Genomic DNA, 16,451 nt, shown 5'->3' on the forward strand with positions numbered 1-16,451 from the left:
GACCAGAACTCCAGCAGCAGGTCGGTGACGTGGACGTCTGGCGGCCGAGTACACCGTCGCCCACCCCGAAGGGCGAGCGACCCGGTCGCGTGATGGCGGCGGGCACTAGCTCGGTAGCAGGACCCGGACTTGGTCTCTGATGTCTTGCACGATGTCGTCGACGGGGTTGGCGATGTTGATGGTCGCGGCCATGCTGACGAACATGATCGCGGAGACGATGTGCGCGAGCGTTGCGGCGTCGCCGGAGCTGACGCGCTCGTCTCGCTGCAGCACGTCGGCGATCGCCTGTTCGGTTTGCACGGTGAGGACGAGGGCGTCGCGGTGGTGGGGTTCCTGGGGGTCGCCGAAGACGATCTCTCGCAGGTAGGTTCGTCCGTTGTCGATCTGTTTGCGGTTGCATTCCACGACCGGGCGGACGATTGCCATCACCGCGTCGAGTCGGTCGGGGATGCTTTCGGCCGCCGACCTGCCTTGTGTGAGCGCTTCGGCGTAGGTGGAGTTCTGCACGAGCAGGAGGAGTTCGCCTTTGGTCTTGGCGTAGAGGAACAGGGTGCCCGCACCGATGTCGGCCTTGTCGGCGATCTCCTGGGTGGTGACCTCGTCGACGCCGCGCTCGGCGAAGAGTTCTTGGGCGGCGGCGGTGATGCGGTCGAGCTTCTGCTGCTTGTTCCGCTCGCGCCGTCCGACTGGTTGGGAGTCGAGTGGCATGACTGCCGTCCTTGTCTGCTGTGGGCTCCTGTTGTGGGGGCTCGAATGTGCCGGCGCTCATTCTTCCACGGCGACAAGAGGAGCCCTCGTGTCGCGGAGCTCCGGATAGAGCGCCTCGACCGGGCCGCTCAGAGCCGCCTTGACCTGGGCGGTCAGCTGATCGGCGATGACCTCGTACTCACCGGCCTCGACGGCGTCGTAGACCTTCGTGACGAGCTCCGTGGGCTGCAGCTTGGGCCCGTCGGCGTGTGCGGCCATGCGGGTCTCGACGTAGCCCATGTGCACTCCCGTCACATGGACGCCGTGGGGCGCGAGCTCAAGCCGCAGAGAGTTGGTGGCCGACCAGAGCGCGGCCTTGGCGGCGCTGTAGATGCCACCGAACCCATACCAGCTCGCAACCGAGTGCACGTCCACGAGAACGGCCTGCGGCAAGGCGGCGAGGATCGGCGCGAACGCACGGGCGAGGAGGACAGGCCCGAAGAAGTTGATCTCCATGTTGGTCCGGATGTCCGACTCGGTCACCTCGAGCAGGCTTGCGCTCGGCGGGTTGGCGCCCGCGTTGTTGATGAGCGCCGTCACGTCTGGCGCCGCGGTCACGGCCGCAGCGATGGACGCGGCGTCGGTGACGTCGAGGGTGAGGGGGACGATGCGCTCGTCGTCCCACGGGCGAGGAGTGCGGGCCGTGGCGTAGACCTTCGCCGCGCCGCGCGCGAGAGCGTGGTGAACGAAGTGGGTTCCGATGCCGCCGTTTGCCCCGGTGACCAGGACAACTGCTCCATTGAGGGAAGGCATGTTGGGTCCTTTCTGTTGTGGGATCGCCGCGTGCGGGCGAGCCAAGCCGCTATTGCCGGTAGTGCGGCAGGATGGCGCCGTTCTTGACGTAGGTCAGGGCGGCGGTGACGTCGTACGCGTGGATGGTGGAGGCGAGCGGTGCCAGCTGGTTGGAGATTTCCGCGATCGCGTTGCTGGTGAAGAAGGCGTCGCGTGATGCGGTGTCGGTGAACCCGAGGATGAGGGAGGCGTGGAAGTGCTGGTCGTCGGGGTTGTCGTGTGCGACGTTCGGGGTGTCCCACAGCTTTTCGATCCAGGGCAGGAACGTCTGCGTGCGCAGTTCCCTGAGCGATGTGGTGCCGGCGAGTGCGGGAACGAGTTGCTTCTTGATGAACCTCCGGAACTCACCGGCGCCGGCCCCGTCTCTGCGGCGGAGGTAGATCAAGGCGCGGGCACCGACTGTCTCTCCCGGGCCGGCGACGTCGTACCAGCGAGACGAGTTCGGTGGGCCGGTGTAGAGCAGAGTGCGGCGGAACACGTTGATCTCGTCCTGGTAGGCCAGCTGCGTTTGCTTGCGCCCTTGCAGGGGCGAGAGCGAGAGCGCCGAATGCAGGGTGACTTCCGCGACGCCGTCGATCTTCCGGTCGGCGGGGATCGAGGTCTCCACCCCGTCGGTCACCGGCCACCGGCCCGGATTGTGCTCGGCGAGGTGAATCTGCCGGTACTCCTCCAAGCCCGGAGTGGCGGAGATGATCTTTGAGTGCGGGCCCTTCCAGTGGTCCATTCCAGTCTGGCGGGGCTGGTCGGTGCGCACCCACAGCAGGATCGAGGAGGTGAAGTGCTTCTTGACGTCCAGTGCCGCGGCGGACAGTGACGTGCTCATGGTGTTGCCCTTCTCATGCGGTTGAAGTGTTCGGGTGGTCATTGGGCGAGGAACTCGACGGCGATGGGGGCGAACGTCTGGTGGAGCTGGAAGATGCCGCCGTGACCGGAGTCGGGGTAGATGATCAGCTCACTGTTCTTGATCCGTCGGTGCAGGTCCTCGGACAGGATCGAGGGCACCATGCGGTCGTTGTCGCCGTTGGCGATCAGGGTGGGTTGGGTGATCGTCGACAGGTCGTCGGGGGCGGAGCGCCCCCACCTCTGGATCGCCTTCAGTTGGGTCTGGAACGCCTTGACCTTGATCGGTGTGTCGCGGTCGACGGTGCGCTCCTTGAGCCGGTTGACGAACGCGCGCGCGGCGGGCTTGCCGGTGGCGTTGCGGTTGAAGAACAGGAACTCCTTGGGGTCGGACCTGGTCAGGGCTGCTCGCAGCATGTCCCAGTACGTGGTGCCGACAACCTTGTCGATGTCCTTGCCGCCCTTCGGCCCGGTGCCGGTGAGGACGAGCTTGCGGACGAGCTCGGGGTGCTTCACCACCAGCGCCTGGGCGACGAAACCGCCGAGAGAGAAGGAGAAGACGTCGATCTTGTCGAATCCGAGCGCCGTGATGAAGGTGTAGGCGTCGTCGGCCATCGCCTCGACACTGTCCGGAACTTGGCCCGTGGACGCACCCACACCGCGGTTGTCGAACGTGATGACGTGACGGCCCTTTGCGATGGGGTCGACGATGCGGGGGTCCCAGTTGTCCAGGGTCGCGGCGAGGTGGACAAAGAAGACGACGGGGATGCCGCCCTTTGGCCCCAGCTCGCGGTAGGCGTAGGTGACGCCGCTGGCGTCGACGGTGCGGGCCGGCGCGTCCTTGTATGGAGTGATGACGTTGTCCTGTGTGTGCCTGTTCGTGCTCATGGTGTTCTCCTGTTTCCTGGTTCGTACGTGGTGAGATGGGTTTGTTCAGGTCCTGCTGATGACGGCTTTGCCGCGGATGCCTCCCGTTTCCAGTGACTGCACTGCCTGCGCGGTCTGGTCGAAGTCGAAGACCCGTCCGACGACGGGGCGCAGCGCGCCGCTGTCGACGAGGGCAGTGATCTCGCGGAGCTGGCCGCCGCTGGCGCGCATGAAGAGGAATTCGTAGGTCACGCCGAGGCGCCGGGCCTGGCGGCGGATGCGGCTGCTGAGGGCGGTCATCACCAGCCGGAGTAGCGGGTTCGCGCCGAGCTCGTGGGCGAACGCCGGGTCGGGCGGGCCGGCGATCCCGATCGCCTTGCCGCCGGGGCGCAGTACGCGCAGCGACTTCTCGAGGTTCTTCCCGCCGAGGCTGTCCAGCACCAGGTCGTACCCGTCGAGGAGCTGTTCGAAGTCCTGGCGGCGGTAGTCGATGACGAGATCCGCGCCGAGCTCGCGCACGAAGTCGACGTTGCCGGTGCTGACCGTGGTGGCGACCGTGGCGCCGAGGTGCTTGGCGAGCTGGACCGCGATCGTTCCGACTCCGCCGGCGCCGCCGTGGATGAGGACCCGTTGCCCCGGCTGCAGGTTGCCCCGCTCGACGAGTGCCTGCCACGCGGTCAAGGCCACCAGCGGTAGCGAGGCCGCTTCCTCGAGGCTGATTGATGCCGGCTTGAGCGCCAGGTCGGCCTCGGCGACCGCGATGCGCTCCGCGAATGTTCCGATGCGGTCCTTGTCGGGCCGGGCGTACACCTGGTCGCCGAGCCTGAATCCCTGCACCTTCGCGCCGACGCCGATCACCGTTCCGGCGACGTCGTTGCCGAGGATCTGCGGCAGCCTGTACGGGAGGACCTGCTTGAACTCGCCCGCCCGGATCTTCTCGTCGAGCAGGTTGAGCCCGGCAGCCTGGACCTGTACGAGCACGTCGTGCTCTCCGACCACAGGCTCGGCGACATCCGCTTGCTGTAACGGCCCCTTGTACTGCTTGACGACGAACGCACGCATGAAGACTTCCCTCCTCGTTCCGATGACTTGTCCCGGACCAACTAATCTGAGTTCACTCAATGATGAGCATACTCAGTTAGTTTGTCAAGGAAGTCGTCGTGAGACGCGGACTCCGATTGGACCGCTGCGCGGGTACCCCCGGCGTCAGCTCCGCGACCGCGATCCGGACATTCGCTACATCACTGAGCCGACGGTCGGAGGAGGTCGGCGTCTTCGAAGGCTTGGTGGAGGGCTTGCGCGGCGGCTGGGTTGGCGGACGTTGTCAGGTCCGGGAGGTCGGCTTGGACGGCGCGTTCGTCCGCGGCGAGGCTCTTCCGCAGGAGGGTGACTTCTTCGCCGATGAGCGCTCGCGGTGGGTTCTTGGGTGGGGCCTCGATGGCGTCGACTTCGTAGACGGGGTTGACGGAGATCGCGCCGTAGCGGACGGCGAGCTTCATCGCGCCGGAGAGGATGGCGCGGCAGGTCTTGGCGGTCGGAGCGCCCGCAGTGGTCTTGATTTTGGCGAGGACGGTGTCTATGCGTGGGGTGGTGGCTTCGACGATGCGGAGTTCGCCGAGGGCGGGCCGGATGTGGTTCTTCAGGGCGCGACGGTAGGTGTCGAGCGACGTCGGGGATCGTGTGCCGTCGGCGACCATGCCTTCGAAACGTTTCTCCCAGAGGTCGAGGAGGTGATTGATCTTGTGCATTGCGGTGAGCTCGCCGGACTGGTTGGTCTTGGCGCGGTCCTGGAGTTTCTTGAGCACGGCGCGCTCGGCCGCGGTCTTGGTTTTGCCGAACGCGGTGACGTCACGGACGTGACCGTCGTGGTCGCGGAAGTTGGCCTTTGAGAGGTAGCTGACGGGCTTGCCCTTTTCGTCGGTCTTTGCGACGCGGGTGGAGATGCTTCCCCAGGTGCCAATGGGCAGTGGTGGCCTCGACATGTCATGCCTCCAACCCTGCGATGGTTGGCTGCTCAACGCTGGTCGGAGCGGAGAATCCGAGATTTCGGCAACGATGCGAATCGGCGTGATGTGACGCACAGTCACGATCAGAAGAACGCCGAAGAGGCGACCTGATCGAGAGCCGAAGAAGGACGGCGAGTGCTCAAGCCGGGGCGCCGCAGTGTCAAAGAGGGACGTAAAGGGGACGCTGCAGATACAACGAAGCCCGGACACTGGCGTGACCTGGGCTTTTGTGCGCCGCCAGGGACTCGAACCCCGAACCCGCTGAATTCCAGCTGAGGATGATCATCGTTTTCAATGATGCTCGGAATCCCAAACAGGTAACGGATTCCGTGGCTGCTTGTTGCGCGTAAGTTCTCATCGGCAACCATCCTCTCGCGCTGATTGAGGTGCATAAAGAGGTGCGTTGAGCGCTCCGGTTGATTGCGGTGTCGCCGAGCTATGGCTTCGTAGGATGGGACTGGCACACGGGCAGCGGTGGAGAAGGCCAAGTACCTGGTGGCCGACGTCCGCGAGTATCTCGACCGCCATGATGATGTCGGGCTGCACACGGGCGTGGTCCTCTCCGGTCCACCGGCACACACGCTCGGACGATGCACCGCCGACGATCGGATGCTCGTCGTCGGGCGGCACGGCCGAGGCGTCATCGGCCGGCCGCTCATCGGCTCTACGGCAGAGGCCGTGGTATCCGAGTCGGGTACGGCGGTAGTCGTCGTACCGCCGAAATGGAGTCCGGGCGAGCAGACCGCGCCGATCGTGGTCGGCGTGGACGAGATCGAGCGATGCGAAGCGGCGGTGGCCTTCGCCGCCGGCCTGGCCGCGGAACGGGGGGCCGCCATCCGGCTGGTCCACAGCTGGGCGGTCCCTACCGTCTTCACCGGAGATCCCGCGTCGACAGCAGGAGCACTCAACCTCGCGCGCCAGTATCACAACGACCGGTTGGGCACCATTGTCCAGCAGTGCCGAACGAGATTCCCCGGCATCGCGTTCGAGACCGAGCTGAGGCAAGGTCACCGGGTTGCCGAGCTGATCGATGCGGCCGATGAGGCACAGGCGCAACTGCTGGTCGTCGGAGGCCGCAGCCATCGTCGAGTGATGGCAGCTCTGCTCGGCTCGACGGTCCGAGGGATTCTTCAGCACGCTGACCGCCCGGTCGCGATCGTCCATCAGCACCCGCTGTGAAGTGACCGTTCGCACTGGGTCGAAGGTCCATTTCAGGCGGTCCGTAGGCCCCTGTGACAGAGCTTCCCACCGAGGTGTGGTGGAAGTGAGGACGGGGACGACAGAAAGGAGATCCCATGACGACGTTGCAGCACCGGGACAACTGGCGCCAGTTCGCGGATCTGTTCGACTGGGCCGAGGGCCTGCCGAACTTGTTCGCCTTGCCGGCGACATTGCGCGGTGTCCGGATCGAGGCGTTCAGCGACGAAGGCAAGTACGTCGTACGGGCGGAGTTGCCCGGCATGGACCCGGAGAAGGACATCAAGGTCGAGGTCGCGAACGGCATGCTGACCATCGCGGCCACTCGTCAACAGCAGGAGCACGACGGAGGTCACTCGGAGTTCCACTACGGTTCGCTGACCCGCCGGGTCATGCTGCCGGAAGGAGCCGATGAGGGCTCGGTCGCGGCGAAGTACACCGCGGGCATCCTCGAGGTGACCGTGCCGATCTCGGCGAAGCCCCAGGAGGCGCGCTCGATCACGATCGAGCAGACCGACTGACGCTCACGAAGACTGACCCGGCCGGACCCACCCCGACCGGGTCAGTTGCTGTGTCGCGACCACGATGCGCGTACAGTTCGACGTCCGCGGTGGCTGACGGCCGCGATCCGCAGGTCGACCTGCCACTCACCCGTCCGCACCGACTTGTGCGACGACCTCGCCACGGTTCACCCGGAGGTCGGCGACCTCGATGCCGAAGATGGCCAGAACGTAGCGGCGGCATAACAGTCCCACGCCAAGGTCCTAACGGCCCCGATCACTTCTGAATGGGTTCGCTAGCGTGCCGACATGGCATCGAGGGGTGGGCGCGCGCTCACGGCTGCCCTGTTGTTCTGTGCTGCTAGCCTCCTGGTCGCCTGCGAGCCTCCGGCCAACGGATTCATGGGCCTGACGGCCGACGCAGCAGGGCGACCTGTCGCGGTGATGCAGATCTGCGAGCACGTCGACGGTGTCACGATCTACAGCGAGACTCCTTCGGTGGATCGGGATCAGTCGCCGATCGTAAGCCCAGTGGCGACCTGGGTCGTCAGCCCATCGGCGTCAGGATTCGTGCAATTTCCACTGTCTGGCAGCAGCTGGCAACTCCAAGGCGAACGCAAGTCTCTCCGAGCTGACACCGAATACTCTCTCCACGCCTGGAGCAACACAGGATCACCACGATCATGCTCAGGTCCCGCTGCCGGATCACCCGGTTGAGGTGCGCGTACAGCATGTTCAGTCCAGGCGTCGTACCCCAGTGACCGAGCAACCGGGGCTTCACGTCCTCCGCCCGCAACGGCTCCCGCAGCAGAGCGTTCCCGAGCAGATAGATCTGGCCTACCGACAAGAAGTTGGCCGCCCGCCAATAGGCGTCCCGGTCGTCCAGCTCGACGTCGCTCAGCGGCTTGTCGCCCACTTGCTGCATGGGTCCACTCCTCAGGGGTCGCGTATCTGTCCAACGATCAACCTGAGTGCGTCGGCGGCGATAGGGACAAAGGTCCGCCACGATCGGGCCGATGGTCAGAGGAGCGGGACCGGGTCGATGAGGGACCAAAGTCCCGAGCGGGTGGTGTGGCGCCGTACGACGGCTGACGGCGGGGAGTCCTTGCTTGATCCGGCGATGACGAAGACGGTGCTGGCGCGGCCAACGGCTCTAGTCAATTGCCGATGAAGGCCCTGACGAACAGGCCGAACGGCCCGTGACACCCGTGGCGGGGAGGCAGACCCTCGAGATGGTGCAGGCCCGCGATGAGCTGCGGACTCGCCGACGGAGAGAGGAGTCATCATGTCCGAGCAATCTCCGAAGCCTTCCGGCACAGTTGCTGCCTCCCCACCGCGTCAGGCAACCACGGGCTCGAAGCTGTGGTTCGTCTGGATGGTCGGGATGTGGATCATCTTCTTCGTTCTGCTGCGCTCCGACCGGCTCGACGCGCTGGCGAGCTCGATCCGGGATCTGCCGATCGTCGCCGAGCTCGTGGTCTGGTTCTTGTGCTTCCCCTGGGTGCTCGGCACTGCCGTCTGGACCAGCGGATGGTCGGAGTGGCTCCGCGTCCTCCTGGTCGTCCTCTTCGCCGCAGGCTGGACGATCATCTCGATTCCCCGCGCCAAGCAGCCCAAGCAGTAAGGGACGTGGCCGGGGTTTTCGTGGTGGTCATGGCGAGGTCTTGTTTCCTTCGAGGTGGAGGGCGGACGCGAGGAAGGTGGTGACCCGCTGTTCCCACTCGCGCGGATGGGTGTTCAGGGCGCCGATGTGTCCAGTGTGGGGGACGATCCATACCTCGACGGTGCCGGCTGACGCGGATCGGATGTAGTGGCCCGCGTCTCCTTCGTCGGCACGGTTGCTTGCGGCAATCAGTAGCACTTTCCGTGGCGCAGTCGCAGCCACCGCATTGCGCAATGCCGGCGGTTGATCAGCGGGGGTGAACAGGTCGGCGATTCCGTAGGTCAGCCAGTCCAGACCCTCCTGGAGGCTGCCGCGCCAGCCGAACTCGTCGGACAGCCACTCACGATCAGCTGGTACTCGATGAGTGGCGCCCTCGGCGACGACGGCGCGGATCCTCCGGTCGACTGCCGCGGCCCCGATCGCCTCCTCACCGCCCATCGACAATCCGACCGCGGCAATCAGGTCGTCCTCGACGTCCGGTTGCGTCTGAAGGAACGACACGGCCGCGGTGACGTCTTCGTCTCCGTACCAACCGAAGTCCATGGCGCGGCCGCCGCTGCGGCCATGACCACGCGCGTCGAACAGCAGGACGCCATATCCGTGATGCGCCAGCGCGACAGCGTGCTCGAGGACGTCCGAGCGAGTCGAGCCGGCGCCGTGGAGCAAGGCCACGGCCGCGTGGTTGCCGGACGGGATGTACCAGCCGGCCAGAGCTACCCCATCAACGGTCCTGAACTTGACTTCGGTAAAGGCCAAGCCGTGGTTCGCCGGAGTGGCCAACCCGACCGTCGTGGGCGGTACGTTGGTTGCCCCCACCGCCGGACCGATCGACAGCAGCGCGATGGTTACCGCAGCCAGAAGGGCAGGAACCAGCAGGAGGCGGCGCCAACTCCGGGCCGCGCGCACCAAGGTCACACCCCCGAGAGCGAGCAGGACCAGACCGGCCGCCAGAATCGCGAGTCCGATGATGGTGATGAGATGGAAGCCCGCCTTCACCAGGTACGGCGGGCCGAGGCCAACCCCCACGCCGAGCACGAGGCATCCGGTCGTGAACACCAGGCTCGCTTGGAAGATCTGTCGATGGGGACTGACTCGCTTCATCGTTGGTCACCTCCGCAGGCCGCGGATGCGCGGCCCTCTCGACCCAGCCTGTGGTGCGAGGCAGCCGCAACACAGTGCCGGAGGTCCTCATACCGCAAGGCAGATGGTCGAGCGGGTCCTGTGGTCCTTTGAACTGCATCCGGAAGCGTCACCATCACCGACAACGGGGGCCAGGCCGGCCCTGATCGGCGTCTGCCCGGACAACGCAGTGATCAAGCTCGGCAACGGCAAGTACGAGGTCGACCTCGACTTCTGCAAAGGCTGCGGCCACTGCGCCGCCCGAATGCCCCAAGCGTCGCCATCACCATGTCCCCCGAACGCTTCTAGTCGCCAACGCTGTCTGGGCGGAGCAGCGAGAGGTCCTTTCCGATGACGGCGTCGACGCCGAGGTGGTGGGCGTGGCGGAGGGCTTGGTCCGTGTCGACTGGCCAGGTGAAGACGAGGGCGGCGTGGCGGTGGAGTTGGGTGACGAGGTCGGGGGTGAGGAGTCGGCGGTGGATGCAGACGCCGTAGGCAGGGCGTGTGCGTAGCCGTTTCCGCAGGCGGCGCAAGGCGCGGCGGCTGCCGGCCGACAGCACCAGGCGAACGTGCGGGCGGTCGCGGAAGGCGTTGAGCATCCACCAGTGCTGCGTGCAGATGGTGACCGTGCTGGCCGGGAGGGCCGCGGCCAGGCGCTTCGCGAGTCTCGGGTGGACGCCTTTCAGGTCCAGAAGCAGACGAGGGTCGCCGTTCGCCGCCTCCAGCAGGCCCTCCAGGTGGAGCATGTGGGTGTCGCGGCGGCGGACGAAGATGCCCTGGTCCCAGAGCCACCACGGTCCGAGTGACTTGAGATGGCGTACTTCGAGGCGCCGCCGGAAGGCATGGATATCGGCCTCGACCAGGTCTGCGCCTGCTGTTAGTGCGGTCCGCAGCGTGTCCAGGTCGTTCCCGGCCCTGTGTGCAACGACCAACTGATGCGTCATGAGGTACCCGGCGACGGCTCGGTGAACCAGCCGCGCCAGCGCAGGAAGAGGCAGCCCCCGCCCACCAGGAGAGCCGGGATCCAATAGAGCAGCGCTGTCAGGGCGACGGCTCCGAAGGCGGCTGTCCACGAGACGCCGATAGAGGCCAAGCCGGCGACCAGGGCTCCCTCGCGTGGGCTCGCTCCATGGACTCCGGGCAGCACGCCTGCGAGTTGACTGGCTCCGAAAACGGCGACGAGTTGGACGGGTGACACCGAGTCGCCGACCGCGTGGATGGCTCCGACGAGCAGGCCGAGAATCGTGGTCTGATACCCGACGGACAGCAGCACCCCGAGCGCGAAGACCTTCGGTGATGGCCACGGCCAGCGTCCGGCCAAGCCCGGTCGCCGGCGGTTCACGAGCAGGGCCGCCACCAGTACGACGGCCGCGGCGGCCAGGGCGACGGCGAGTACGGCCAATGGCATCGCGACGCCGCAGATCGCGACAGCGAGGATCAGCCCTACCGCGCCGACGAAGCGGTCCAGCGCGACCTCAGACACCGCGGTGGTCCGCCGTACGCCGACTCGCTCCAGCCGATGAACTCTCCACACGTCGGCGCCGGCGTGCCACGGGGAGACGAGGCCGAGGACCTCACTCTCCGCGTAGGCACGGAGGTGCCAGCGCCGCGAGCGGCCGCTGGTCGAGAGCGCGTGCCACCGTAGTGGGCAGAGAACGTACTTGCCGATAGCGAAGGGCAGCAGGCCCGCGACCGCGGGCAGCACCGCTGTTTGTGGGACGCGGTCGACGTTCCACAGGGAGAGGCCGACGGCGGCCAGCAGCGCGGTGATGTGAGTGACGCGGTGGGTGAGGATCGCGCGGGCGATCCGCCAGAGCTGTGCGATGCGCCCAGGTCCCAGTGGCACGGAGGGCTCCTTCCGGGCACTCGGGACAGCGGAGCGTGAGGAGTTGGATGCAGCCTGCCGAGTACCTGACGGGTCAGACAATAGCTACGGTTCCTGGCTGCCGCATCCTGGCGTACGCGTAGTGGACATTCCGTCAGAGGCCGACGGACGTACCGCCGGCCCAACCGTTGCTCTCGGCGCCATGGGCCGACGACGATGCCGTTGGGCGAGACGGGTGGCCGCGAGCAGGGCGAGGAGGGCGATGACGCCGCCGATCAGGCCGTCGAGGAGGTAGTGGTTCGCGGTCAGCACGATCGAAGCGAGCATCGCCGGCGGCATCAGCCAGCCGAAGAGCCGGGCGATCCAATGGCCGCCGAAACTCGCCCAGGCGATGCCCATCAGCAGGTTCCAGCCGAAGTGCAGGCTTGGCACCGCGGCGTACTGGTTGACGAAGGCAGGCGGTTGCAGCACGCGGTAGGCCGAGGTCTGCTCGGTGACTGTGTCGACGAAACCGTAGCCGGTCAGGAACCGTGGCGGCGCGACCGGGAAGACCGCGAAGATGAGCAGTCCGATCGCGCCGGAGATGAGCATGGCGTTGCGGAATCGTGAGTACTCGTCACGGTGCCGGATCATCAGCCACAGCAACGTGACCGCGAGCACCGGCCAGTGCCCGTAGATGTAGAAGTAGCTGACAGCGTCGACCAGCCAGCCGTGATGCGCGACCGCGTTCTGCATCCCGGGCTCGGTGAAGATGCCGGCGGACTGCTCGATCTCGACGATTCGCTCCGCATTGCGGTACGCCAGGTCGACCCGCGTCTCCATCAGCCCGCGGACCCCGAAGTACAGGCCGATCCCGGCGAGGATGACCACGACCTCCCACGCGACCCGCCGCCGCCTGGCACCGCTCAGCCTCAGCGACATGAGTTCACCCCCTCCGGCCACGATGTCGGACCGGAGCCTGCGGATGCAGGGGCCTTTGGGTCCCTCACCGTGAGGACTTCGACCCTGCTGTGGTGCTGCCCGCAGGACGACGGTGGAGGTGTAGGGAAGGAGGTGAGGTTGATGAGGCTAAAGGTGAGGGATCTTGTCGCGATGCTGCTGGTTGCTGCCATCGCCGTGCCGTATGTCGGTTACCTGATCGACGGCGATGTGCCGTTCGTGCAGGACGCTCGTGGAATGGCCGCGGTCGGACTGCTGCTGGGAGCCGTGGCGTTCGCGGTACTGGTCGGCGGGAACAAGCGGGATCGCGCCGGCAAGATCGAGACTGGGCTCGCGATGCTGTCCGCAGTACTGGGGCTGGTCGCGCTCGCCCTCGCGGAGACCGCCGCAGCGGAGGTGCTGCTGGCGATCTTCATGGGGTCGATCCTGGTCGTTCTGGCCGCCGAGCTGATCGACCACGCCGGCTGGTGGCACGCCGGTCACCCGGTCTGATCCAGCCGAACCCTGCAACCCGGCCGGTGCGGCGAACCACGTCGTACCGGCCGAACCTTTGCAGCCCGCAAGTGCGGGGCTTTCTGCTGCGTACGTCGCGGCGAGGTCCCGGTGTATCAGGCCGGTGGCGAGCGGATCCCTGCGCCGCATGCTCACGTCAGTGGATGCGGACCGCGACGACACCCTTGACGGTGCCGGCCAGCACGTCGGCGAGCTTGCACTCGTGTGGATCGGACGGGCCGGTGACGGTGACGATTCCGTCGTGGACTTCCACCTGCCAGTCCGGGCACTCGGCGTCGATCAGTTCGCGCACCTCCGTGCGGATCCGGTCGTCGCGGCCGGCCAGCAGGTGGACGATGTCGCTGCGGCTGATCATGCCGACGATGCGGCCCTTGTCGAGCACAGGCAGGCTCTTGACCATCGTCGACCACATCAAGTCGATCGCGACCTCGAGATCGTCCTCGGCATCGACAGTGGCTACCAGGTAGCTCATCACGTCGGCCACCCGGCGAGGCGGCGTCTCAGCGGTCGTGCGGACTGCGGCGACGGGAACGCGGTCGTTCAGCAATGCCGCGTCCTGTACCAGGTCTGCCTCACTGACGATTCCGGCGAGAACGCCGCCCTTGTCGACAACAGGCATCGCGGTGATCTTACGATCGTCCAGGAGTCGCAGCGCCTTGCTGATCGGCGTCTCGGCGGTCACGGTGACCGCCGGTGCGGTCATCAGGTCCCGGATCATCATCGTCATCACCTCGTTGTGCGAAGGTCTCGAAACTCTGGATGGTCAGCCGCCGACGGTGGCGGCCGGGATCACGGCGACCGGCGAGGTCGCATAGTGCAGCACGGTCTGGCTGACCGAGCCGAGCATCATGCCCGCGAAGCCACCGCGGCCGCGGGAGCCGAGTACGATCAGGCTCGCGTTCGCGGACAGCCGGAGGATCTCTTCGGCGGGATGGCCGGTGACCCGGACGATGTCGGCATCGCTGCCGCCGTCGCGGGCCGCCAGCTCTGATTCGGGGTCGTGCATGGCGTCGTCGGCGAGGTGCCGAGCGGCGATCACGCGCACCGGCAGGCTGTGTCGTCGGGCGTACTCCAGCCCGAAATCCAATGCCTTCAGGCTGGGCGACGATCCGTCGTAACCGATGACCACAGGTCCGGGCACAGCGTCCAGTTCGGTCGCTGTCGTCTCGCCGGGGTGGACGACGACAACCGGGCAGTGTGCGTTGGCGGTGAGGTCGAGGCCGGTCGAGCCGATCAATGCGCCCAGGGTCACGCCGAGGCCGCGGCTTCCGATCACTACCACGTCCGCGTCCGTTGACGCCTCGATCAGCACAGGCGCCGGGAAGCCGTCGGCCCGCAGTCCTTCGACTGTGATCCCGGGCTCGAACTTCCTGGCCGACTCGACTGACTCGCGGACGATCCTGTCGGCGGCGGCCCGCAGGCCAGGCGCCGCGTCACTCGCACCGAGCGGCACGTGGAACAGGGGCCAGACGAACGCGTGGACCAATCGCAGCTCGGCGCCGCGCGCCGCCGCTTCGGTCGCGGCCCACCTGATCGCGATCTCCGCGGCCGGTGAACCGTCGATGCCTGCCACCACTCGTCGCTTGGTCATCGTTGCCTCCTTCAACTTCACCCTCCCTCGCCGCGGGCCGGGCTCCCAGAGGCGAAGGTCCCACCCGATCGCGGTCTTCGGTCAGCGTCAGCCGGGCGAGTCGGTGTGCACGATGGCGACCGGGCATTGCGTGTGGTGGAGGAGACCGCGAGAAACCGAGCCGAGCCGCAGCGCGGTGAACTTGGCGCGACCGACACCTCCGACGACGACCAGGTCGGCGGCCTTCGAGTGCTGCGCCAGCACCTGGACGGGATGTCCCGGACGATAATGGGTGTGGAACTCCACGTCCGGGTACTTCTCCGGCCATCCGGCCAGCGATTCGGTGATCAGTTGCCGAGCGTCGTGGTACCACGGGGTGTCCTCGGGGTCGATCCAGACGCCGGGAGGCGGGAAGTCCTGAGGCGCGCGCGGCACGTGGACGATGGTGAGCTCGGAACCCCGTTCGTCAGCGAACTCGAAGGCGAATCCGAGTGCGGCCTGGCATGCGTCCGAGCCGTCAACGCCTACGACGACCATGCCGGAGTCACCGTCGTCGCGGCTCCAGTGGTCCGGTACGACGACCGTCGATGTCCGCGCGAGCGCCGTACACACCTGTGAGATGGAGCCGAGAGTCAACTCGGCGAAACCGCCGCCGCCCCGTCGGCCGATGACCAGAAGTCGCGCGATGCGGGCGAGGTCCAGCAGAACCTCGGCGGCGTGACCGTGCCGGATCTCCAGGCTCGCGCCGGTGAATCCGATCCTGGCCAGTTCGTCCGCCGCGTCCTCCAGCACCTCGGCGCTGTCCTCGAGATGCGGTACGGCGACCAGCGGCTGACCCGGCCGGTCATCGTCGGCCACGTGAACGGCGCGAACAGCCCAGTGCCTCCGGGCGGCCAGGTCTGCGGCCCAATCCAGGGCGAGAAGGCCGTCGCGTGACCCGTCGATCCCTACCACGATCGTCGGTTGTACCTGTGCGGACATGACAGTCACCTCCGAATGTCTGCTTTCAGGGAAGCCCGTCCGGCCTCGCAGCGAGCAGAGTCGGAGGCCATTGCTGCGGGGGACCAACGACCCGCCGCGTCGTTGCGGGTCAGGAGGGACCGGGGACCTTCGGCCCTGGGGTGAGATCGCGACCGGCGATGGAATGAGGGTGTGAGCATCCGCGACCGGAGGGGGCGGCCATGAACGAGTCCAGAACTACTTGGCCGGACCGGCCGGTGCGCCTGGTGCCTAGGGGGCATCGCGACCCTGAGGGGTCCGCCGGCTTCGCCGTGACCTCTGCGGCCTATCGAGAGTTCGTTCGGTCGGCGCGGCTGCGGCCCTTCATCGGCGGAGAGCTTCGTCGGTTACGCGCTGGCCGGGATCTGATCGCCGTCGGTGCCGCCATCCGGACCGCCTTCGCAGACGCGGAGTGGCCGGTCGGTGTCGCGGGGGCGATCGCGGCCGGCTATGCACGGTTGGGCGGCGACGGCACCGCGGTGACGGTACGCAGCCTCGGCTCCGGCCACCAAGAGGTCTTCCACGATGTCAGGACGACGAACGACGTACTCGCGGCCTGCAGGCGATGCTTCGCGGCGCCGTTCACCGCTGAGGCGATCGCCGAGCGCGAGGCATGCCGGGTGAGCCAATTCGATGTCGCGGTGTCGATCGGGATCGAGCGCGAGTCGTCTCCGGTCACAGTCACGTCCACGGGCTTCGCCCCGACCGCCGCCGAGTGCGCCGGCTACGTCATCGACAACGCCGAGATCCGCCAACTCGCAGCCTGGGCAGTCGCCCTCGACCGCAATTACGGCCGACGCGTCAACTGAGTGAGCCGAAGGTCCCGCCGCGTGCGGTTCCAAGGGCCCTGTCGCTGGGTGATGGCGAGCGATGT

The 16,451-nt window shown here is 66.9% G+C and carries 19 protein-coding genes; 5 read left to right on the forward strand and 14 right to left on the reverse strand.

Features of this window, described 5'->3' with window-relative positions; translation table 11 throughout:
• Window positions 1–105: 105 nt before the first annotated feature.
• From OG817_RS13380 to OG817_RS13405, 6 genes are all read right to left on the reverse strand, one after another.
• Window positions 106–708, reverse strand: coding sequence for a TetR/AcrR family transcriptional regulator (locus tag OG817_RS13380; RefSeq protein WP_406054578.1), 603 nt, complete (start codon window positions 706–708; stop codon window positions 106–108).
• A gap of 57 nt (window positions 709–765) precedes the next feature.
• The gene (locus OG817_RS13385; RefSeq protein ID WP_406054580.1) at window positions 766–1,500 is read right to left on the reverse strand and encodes an SDR family oxidoreductase; all 735 of its coding nucleotides are present in this window, start codon (window positions 1,498–1,500) and stop codon (window positions 766–768) included.
• Between the two features lie 49 nt (window positions 1,501–1,549).
• Window positions 1,550–2,362, reverse strand: a complete 813-nt coding sequence (locus OG817_RS13390) for a hypothetical protein (protein WP_406054582.1) — start codon at window positions 2,360–2,362, stop codon at window positions 1,550–1,552.
• A gap of 38 nt (window positions 2,363–2,400) precedes the next feature.
• A complete protein-coding gene (locus OG817_RS13395) occupies window positions 2,401–3,267 on the reverse strand; it encodes an alpha/beta fold hydrolase (protein ID WP_406054584.1) in 867 nt (288 codons plus the stop codon).
• A 45-nt stretch (window positions 3,268–3,312) separates the two neighbouring features.
• A complete protein-coding gene (locus OG817_RS13400) occupies window positions 3,313–4,308 on the reverse strand; it encodes an NADP-dependent oxidoreductase (protein WP_406054586.1) in 996 nt (331 codons plus the stop codon).
• 179 nt (window positions 4,309–4,487) lie between these two features.
• A complete protein-coding gene (locus tag OG817_RS13405; RefSeq protein WP_406054588.1) occupies window positions 4,488–5,327 on the reverse strand; it encodes a phage integrase central domain-containing protein in 840 nt (279 codons plus the stop codon).
• 399 nt (window positions 5,328–5,726) lie between these two features.
• Here OG817_RS13405 and OG817_RS13410 point away from each other — a divergent pair, with 399 nt between their 5' ends.
• Both OG817_RS13410 and OG817_RS13415 read left to right on the forward strand, forming a co-directional pair.
• Window positions 5,727–6,431, forward strand: coding sequence for a universal stress protein (locus OG817_RS13410; protein WP_406054590.1), 705 nt, complete (start codon window positions 5,727–5,729; stop codon window positions 6,429–6,431).
• A 116-nt stretch (window positions 6,432–6,547) separates the two neighbouring features.
• Window positions 6,548–6,970, forward strand: a complete 423-nt coding sequence (locus OG817_RS13415) for an Hsp20/alpha crystallin family protein (RefSeq protein WP_406054592.1) — start codon at window positions 6,548–6,550, stop codon at window positions 6,968–6,970.
• A 526-nt stretch (window positions 6,971–7,496) separates the two neighbouring features.
• Here the strand turns inward: OG817_RS13415 and OG817_RS13420 are convergent.
• Window positions 7,497–7,874, reverse strand: coding sequence for a hypothetical protein (locus OG817_RS13420; RefSeq protein ID WP_406054594.1), 378 nt, complete (start codon window positions 7,872–7,874; stop codon window positions 7,497–7,499).
• Between the two features lie 360 nt (window positions 7,875–8,234).
• Here OG817_RS13420 and OG817_RS13425 point away from each other — a divergent pair, with 360 nt between their 5' ends.
• Window positions 8,235–8,573 carry a hypothetical protein gene (locus OG817_RS13425; protein ID WP_406054596.1) on the forward strand — a complete coding sequence of 113 codons (339 nt, stop codon included), beginning with the start codon at window positions 8,235–8,237 and terminating at the stop codon, window positions 8,571–8,573.
• Window positions 8,574–8,600: 27 nt separating this feature from the next.
• Here the strand turns inward: OG817_RS13425 and OG817_RS13430 are convergent, their stop codons facing one another.
• The 4 genes from OG817_RS13430 to OG817_RS13445 all read right to left on the reverse strand — a co-directional run bounded on the left by OG817_RS13430 (window position 8,601) and on the right by OG817_RS13445 (window position 12,477).
• Complete coding sequence (locus OG817_RS13430; RefSeq protein WP_406054598.1) at window positions 8,601–9,713, reverse strand: alpha/beta hydrolase; 1,113 nt, start codon at window positions 9,711–9,713, stop codon at window positions 8,601–8,603.
• Window positions 9,714–10,036: 323 nt separating this feature from the next.
• On the reverse strand, window positions 10,037–10,675 hold the full coding sequence (locus OG817_RS13435) for a glycerophosphodiester phosphodiesterase (protein WP_406054600.1): 639 nt from the start codon (window positions 10,673–10,675) through the stop codon (window positions 10,037–10,039).
• Complete coding sequence (locus OG817_RS13440; RefSeq protein ID WP_406054602.1) at window positions 10,672–11,577, reverse strand: lysylphosphatidylglycerol synthase domain-containing protein; 906 nt, start codon at window positions 11,575–11,577, stop codon at window positions 10,672–10,674. The genes OG817_RS13435 and OG817_RS13440 overlap by 4 nt, the downstream gene beginning before the upstream one ends.
• A gap of 84 nt (window positions 11,578–11,661) precedes the next feature.
• Complete coding sequence (locus OG817_RS13445; protein ID WP_406054604.1) at window positions 11,662–12,477, reverse strand: phosphatase PAP2 family protein; 816 nt, start codon at window positions 12,475–12,477, stop codon at window positions 11,662–11,664.
• 141 nt (window positions 12,478–12,618) lie between these two features.
• On the opposite strand from OG817_RS13445, the gene OG817_RS13450 reads away from it, so the two are divergent.
• Window positions 12,619–12,987, forward strand: coding sequence for a hypothetical protein (locus tag OG817_RS13450; RefSeq protein WP_406054606.1), 369 nt, complete (start codon window positions 12,619–12,621; stop codon window positions 12,985–12,987).
• 157 nt (window positions 12,988–13,144) lie between these two features.
• Here the strand turns inward: OG817_RS13450 and OG817_RS13455 are convergent, their stop codons facing one another.
• From OG817_RS13455 to OG817_RS13465, 3 genes are all read right to left on the reverse strand, one after another.
• Complete coding sequence (locus tag OG817_RS13455; protein WP_406054608.1) at window positions 13,145–13,729, reverse strand: CBS domain-containing protein; 585 nt, start codon at window positions 13,727–13,729, stop codon at window positions 13,145–13,147.
• A 42-nt stretch (window positions 13,730–13,771) separates the two neighbouring features.
• Complete coding sequence (locus OG817_RS13460) at window positions 13,772–14,599, reverse strand: universal stress protein (protein ID WP_406054610.1); 828 nt, start codon at window positions 14,597–14,599, stop codon at window positions 13,772–13,774.
• Window positions 14,600–14,686: 87 nt separating this feature from the next.
• Window positions 14,687–15,559: a universal stress protein gene (locus OG817_RS13465; RefSeq protein ID WP_406054612.1), complete on the reverse strand. Its 873-nt coding sequence runs from the start codon at window positions 15,557–15,559 to the stop codon at window positions 14,687–14,689.
• A gap of 200 nt (window positions 15,560–15,759) precedes the next feature.
• Here OG817_RS13465 and OG817_RS13470 point away from each other — a divergent pair, with 200 nt between their 5' ends.
• The gene (locus OG817_RS13470) at window positions 15,760–16,386 is read left to right on the forward strand and encodes a PEP/pyruvate-binding domain-containing protein (protein WP_406054614.1); all 627 of its coding nucleotides are present in this window, start codon (window positions 15,760–15,762) and stop codon (window positions 16,384–16,386) included.
• The last annotated feature ends 65 nt before the right edge of the window (window positions 16,387–16,451 follow it).

This window comes from Kribbella sp. NBC_00889 (genome assembly GCF_045207705.1).
GTDB lineage: Bacteria > Actinomycetota > Actinomycetes > Propionibacteriales > Kribbellaceae > Kribbella.

Excerpts from the sequence above, each read along its gene's own strand:
- OG817_RS13470 (WP_406054614.1), top strand. The coding sequence starts at position 15,760 with ATGAACGAGTCCAGAACTACTTGGCCGGACCGGCCGGTGCGCCTGGTG.
- OG817_RS13435 (WP_406054600.1), bottom strand. The coding sequence starts at position 10,675 with ATGACGCATCAGTTGGTCGTTGCACACAGGGCCGGGAACGACCTGGAC.
- OG817_RS13390 (WP_406054582.1), bottom strand. The coding sequence starts at position 2,362 with ATGAGCACGTCACTGTCCGCCGCGGCACTGGACGTCAAGAAGCACTTC.
- OG817_RS13400 (WP_406054586.1), bottom strand. The coding sequence starts at position 4,308 with ATGCGTGCGTTCGTCGTCAAGCAGTACAAGGGGCCGTTACAGCAAGCG.
- OG817_RS13455 (WP_406054608.1), bottom strand. The coding sequence starts at position 13,729 with ATGATGATCCGGGACCTGATGACCGCACCGGCGGTCACCGTGACCGCC.
- OG817_RS13425 (WP_406054596.1), top strand. The coding sequence starts at position 8,235 with ATGTCCGAGCAATCTCCGAAGCCTTCCGGCACAGTTGCTGCCTCCCCA.
- OG817_RS13385 (WP_406054580.1), bottom strand. The coding sequence starts at position 1,500 with ATGCCTTCCCTCAATGGAGCAGTTGTCCTGGTCACCGGGGCAAACGGC.
- OG817_RS13465 (WP_406054612.1), bottom strand. The coding sequence starts at position 15,559 with ATGTCCGCACAGGTACAACCGACGATCGTGGTAGGGATCGACGGGTCA.
- OG817_RS13420 (WP_406054594.1), bottom strand. The coding sequence starts at position 7,874 with ATGCAGCAAGTGGGCGACAAGCCGCTGAGCGACGTCGAGCTGGACGAC.
- OG817_RS13445 (WP_406054604.1), bottom strand. The coding sequence starts at position 12,477 with ATGTCGCTGAGGCTGAGCGGTGCCAGGCGGCGGCGGGTCGCGTGGGAG.
- OG817_RS13460 (WP_406054610.1), bottom strand. The coding sequence starts at position 14,599 with ATGACCAAGCGACGAGTGGTGGCAGGCATCGACGGTTCACCGGCCGCG.
- OG817_RS13380 (WP_406054578.1), bottom strand. The coding sequence starts at position 708 with ATGCCACTCGACTCCCAACCAGTCGGACGGCGCGAGCGGAACAAGCAG.
- OG817_RS13430 (WP_406054598.1), bottom strand. The coding sequence starts at position 9,713 with ATGAAGCGAGTCAGTCCCCATCGACAGATCTTCCAAGCGAGCCTGGTG.
- OG817_RS13450 (WP_406054606.1), top strand. The coding sequence starts at position 12,619 with ATGAGGCTAAAGGTGAGGGATCTTGTCGCGATGCTGCTGGTTGCTGCC.
- OG817_RS13415 (WP_406054592.1), top strand. The coding sequence starts at position 6,548 with ATGACGACGTTGCAGCACCGGGACAACTGGCGCCAGTTCGCGGATCTG.
- OG817_RS13395 (WP_406054584.1), bottom strand. The coding sequence starts at position 3,267 with ATGAGCACGAACAGGCACACACAGGACAACGTCATCACTCCATACAAG.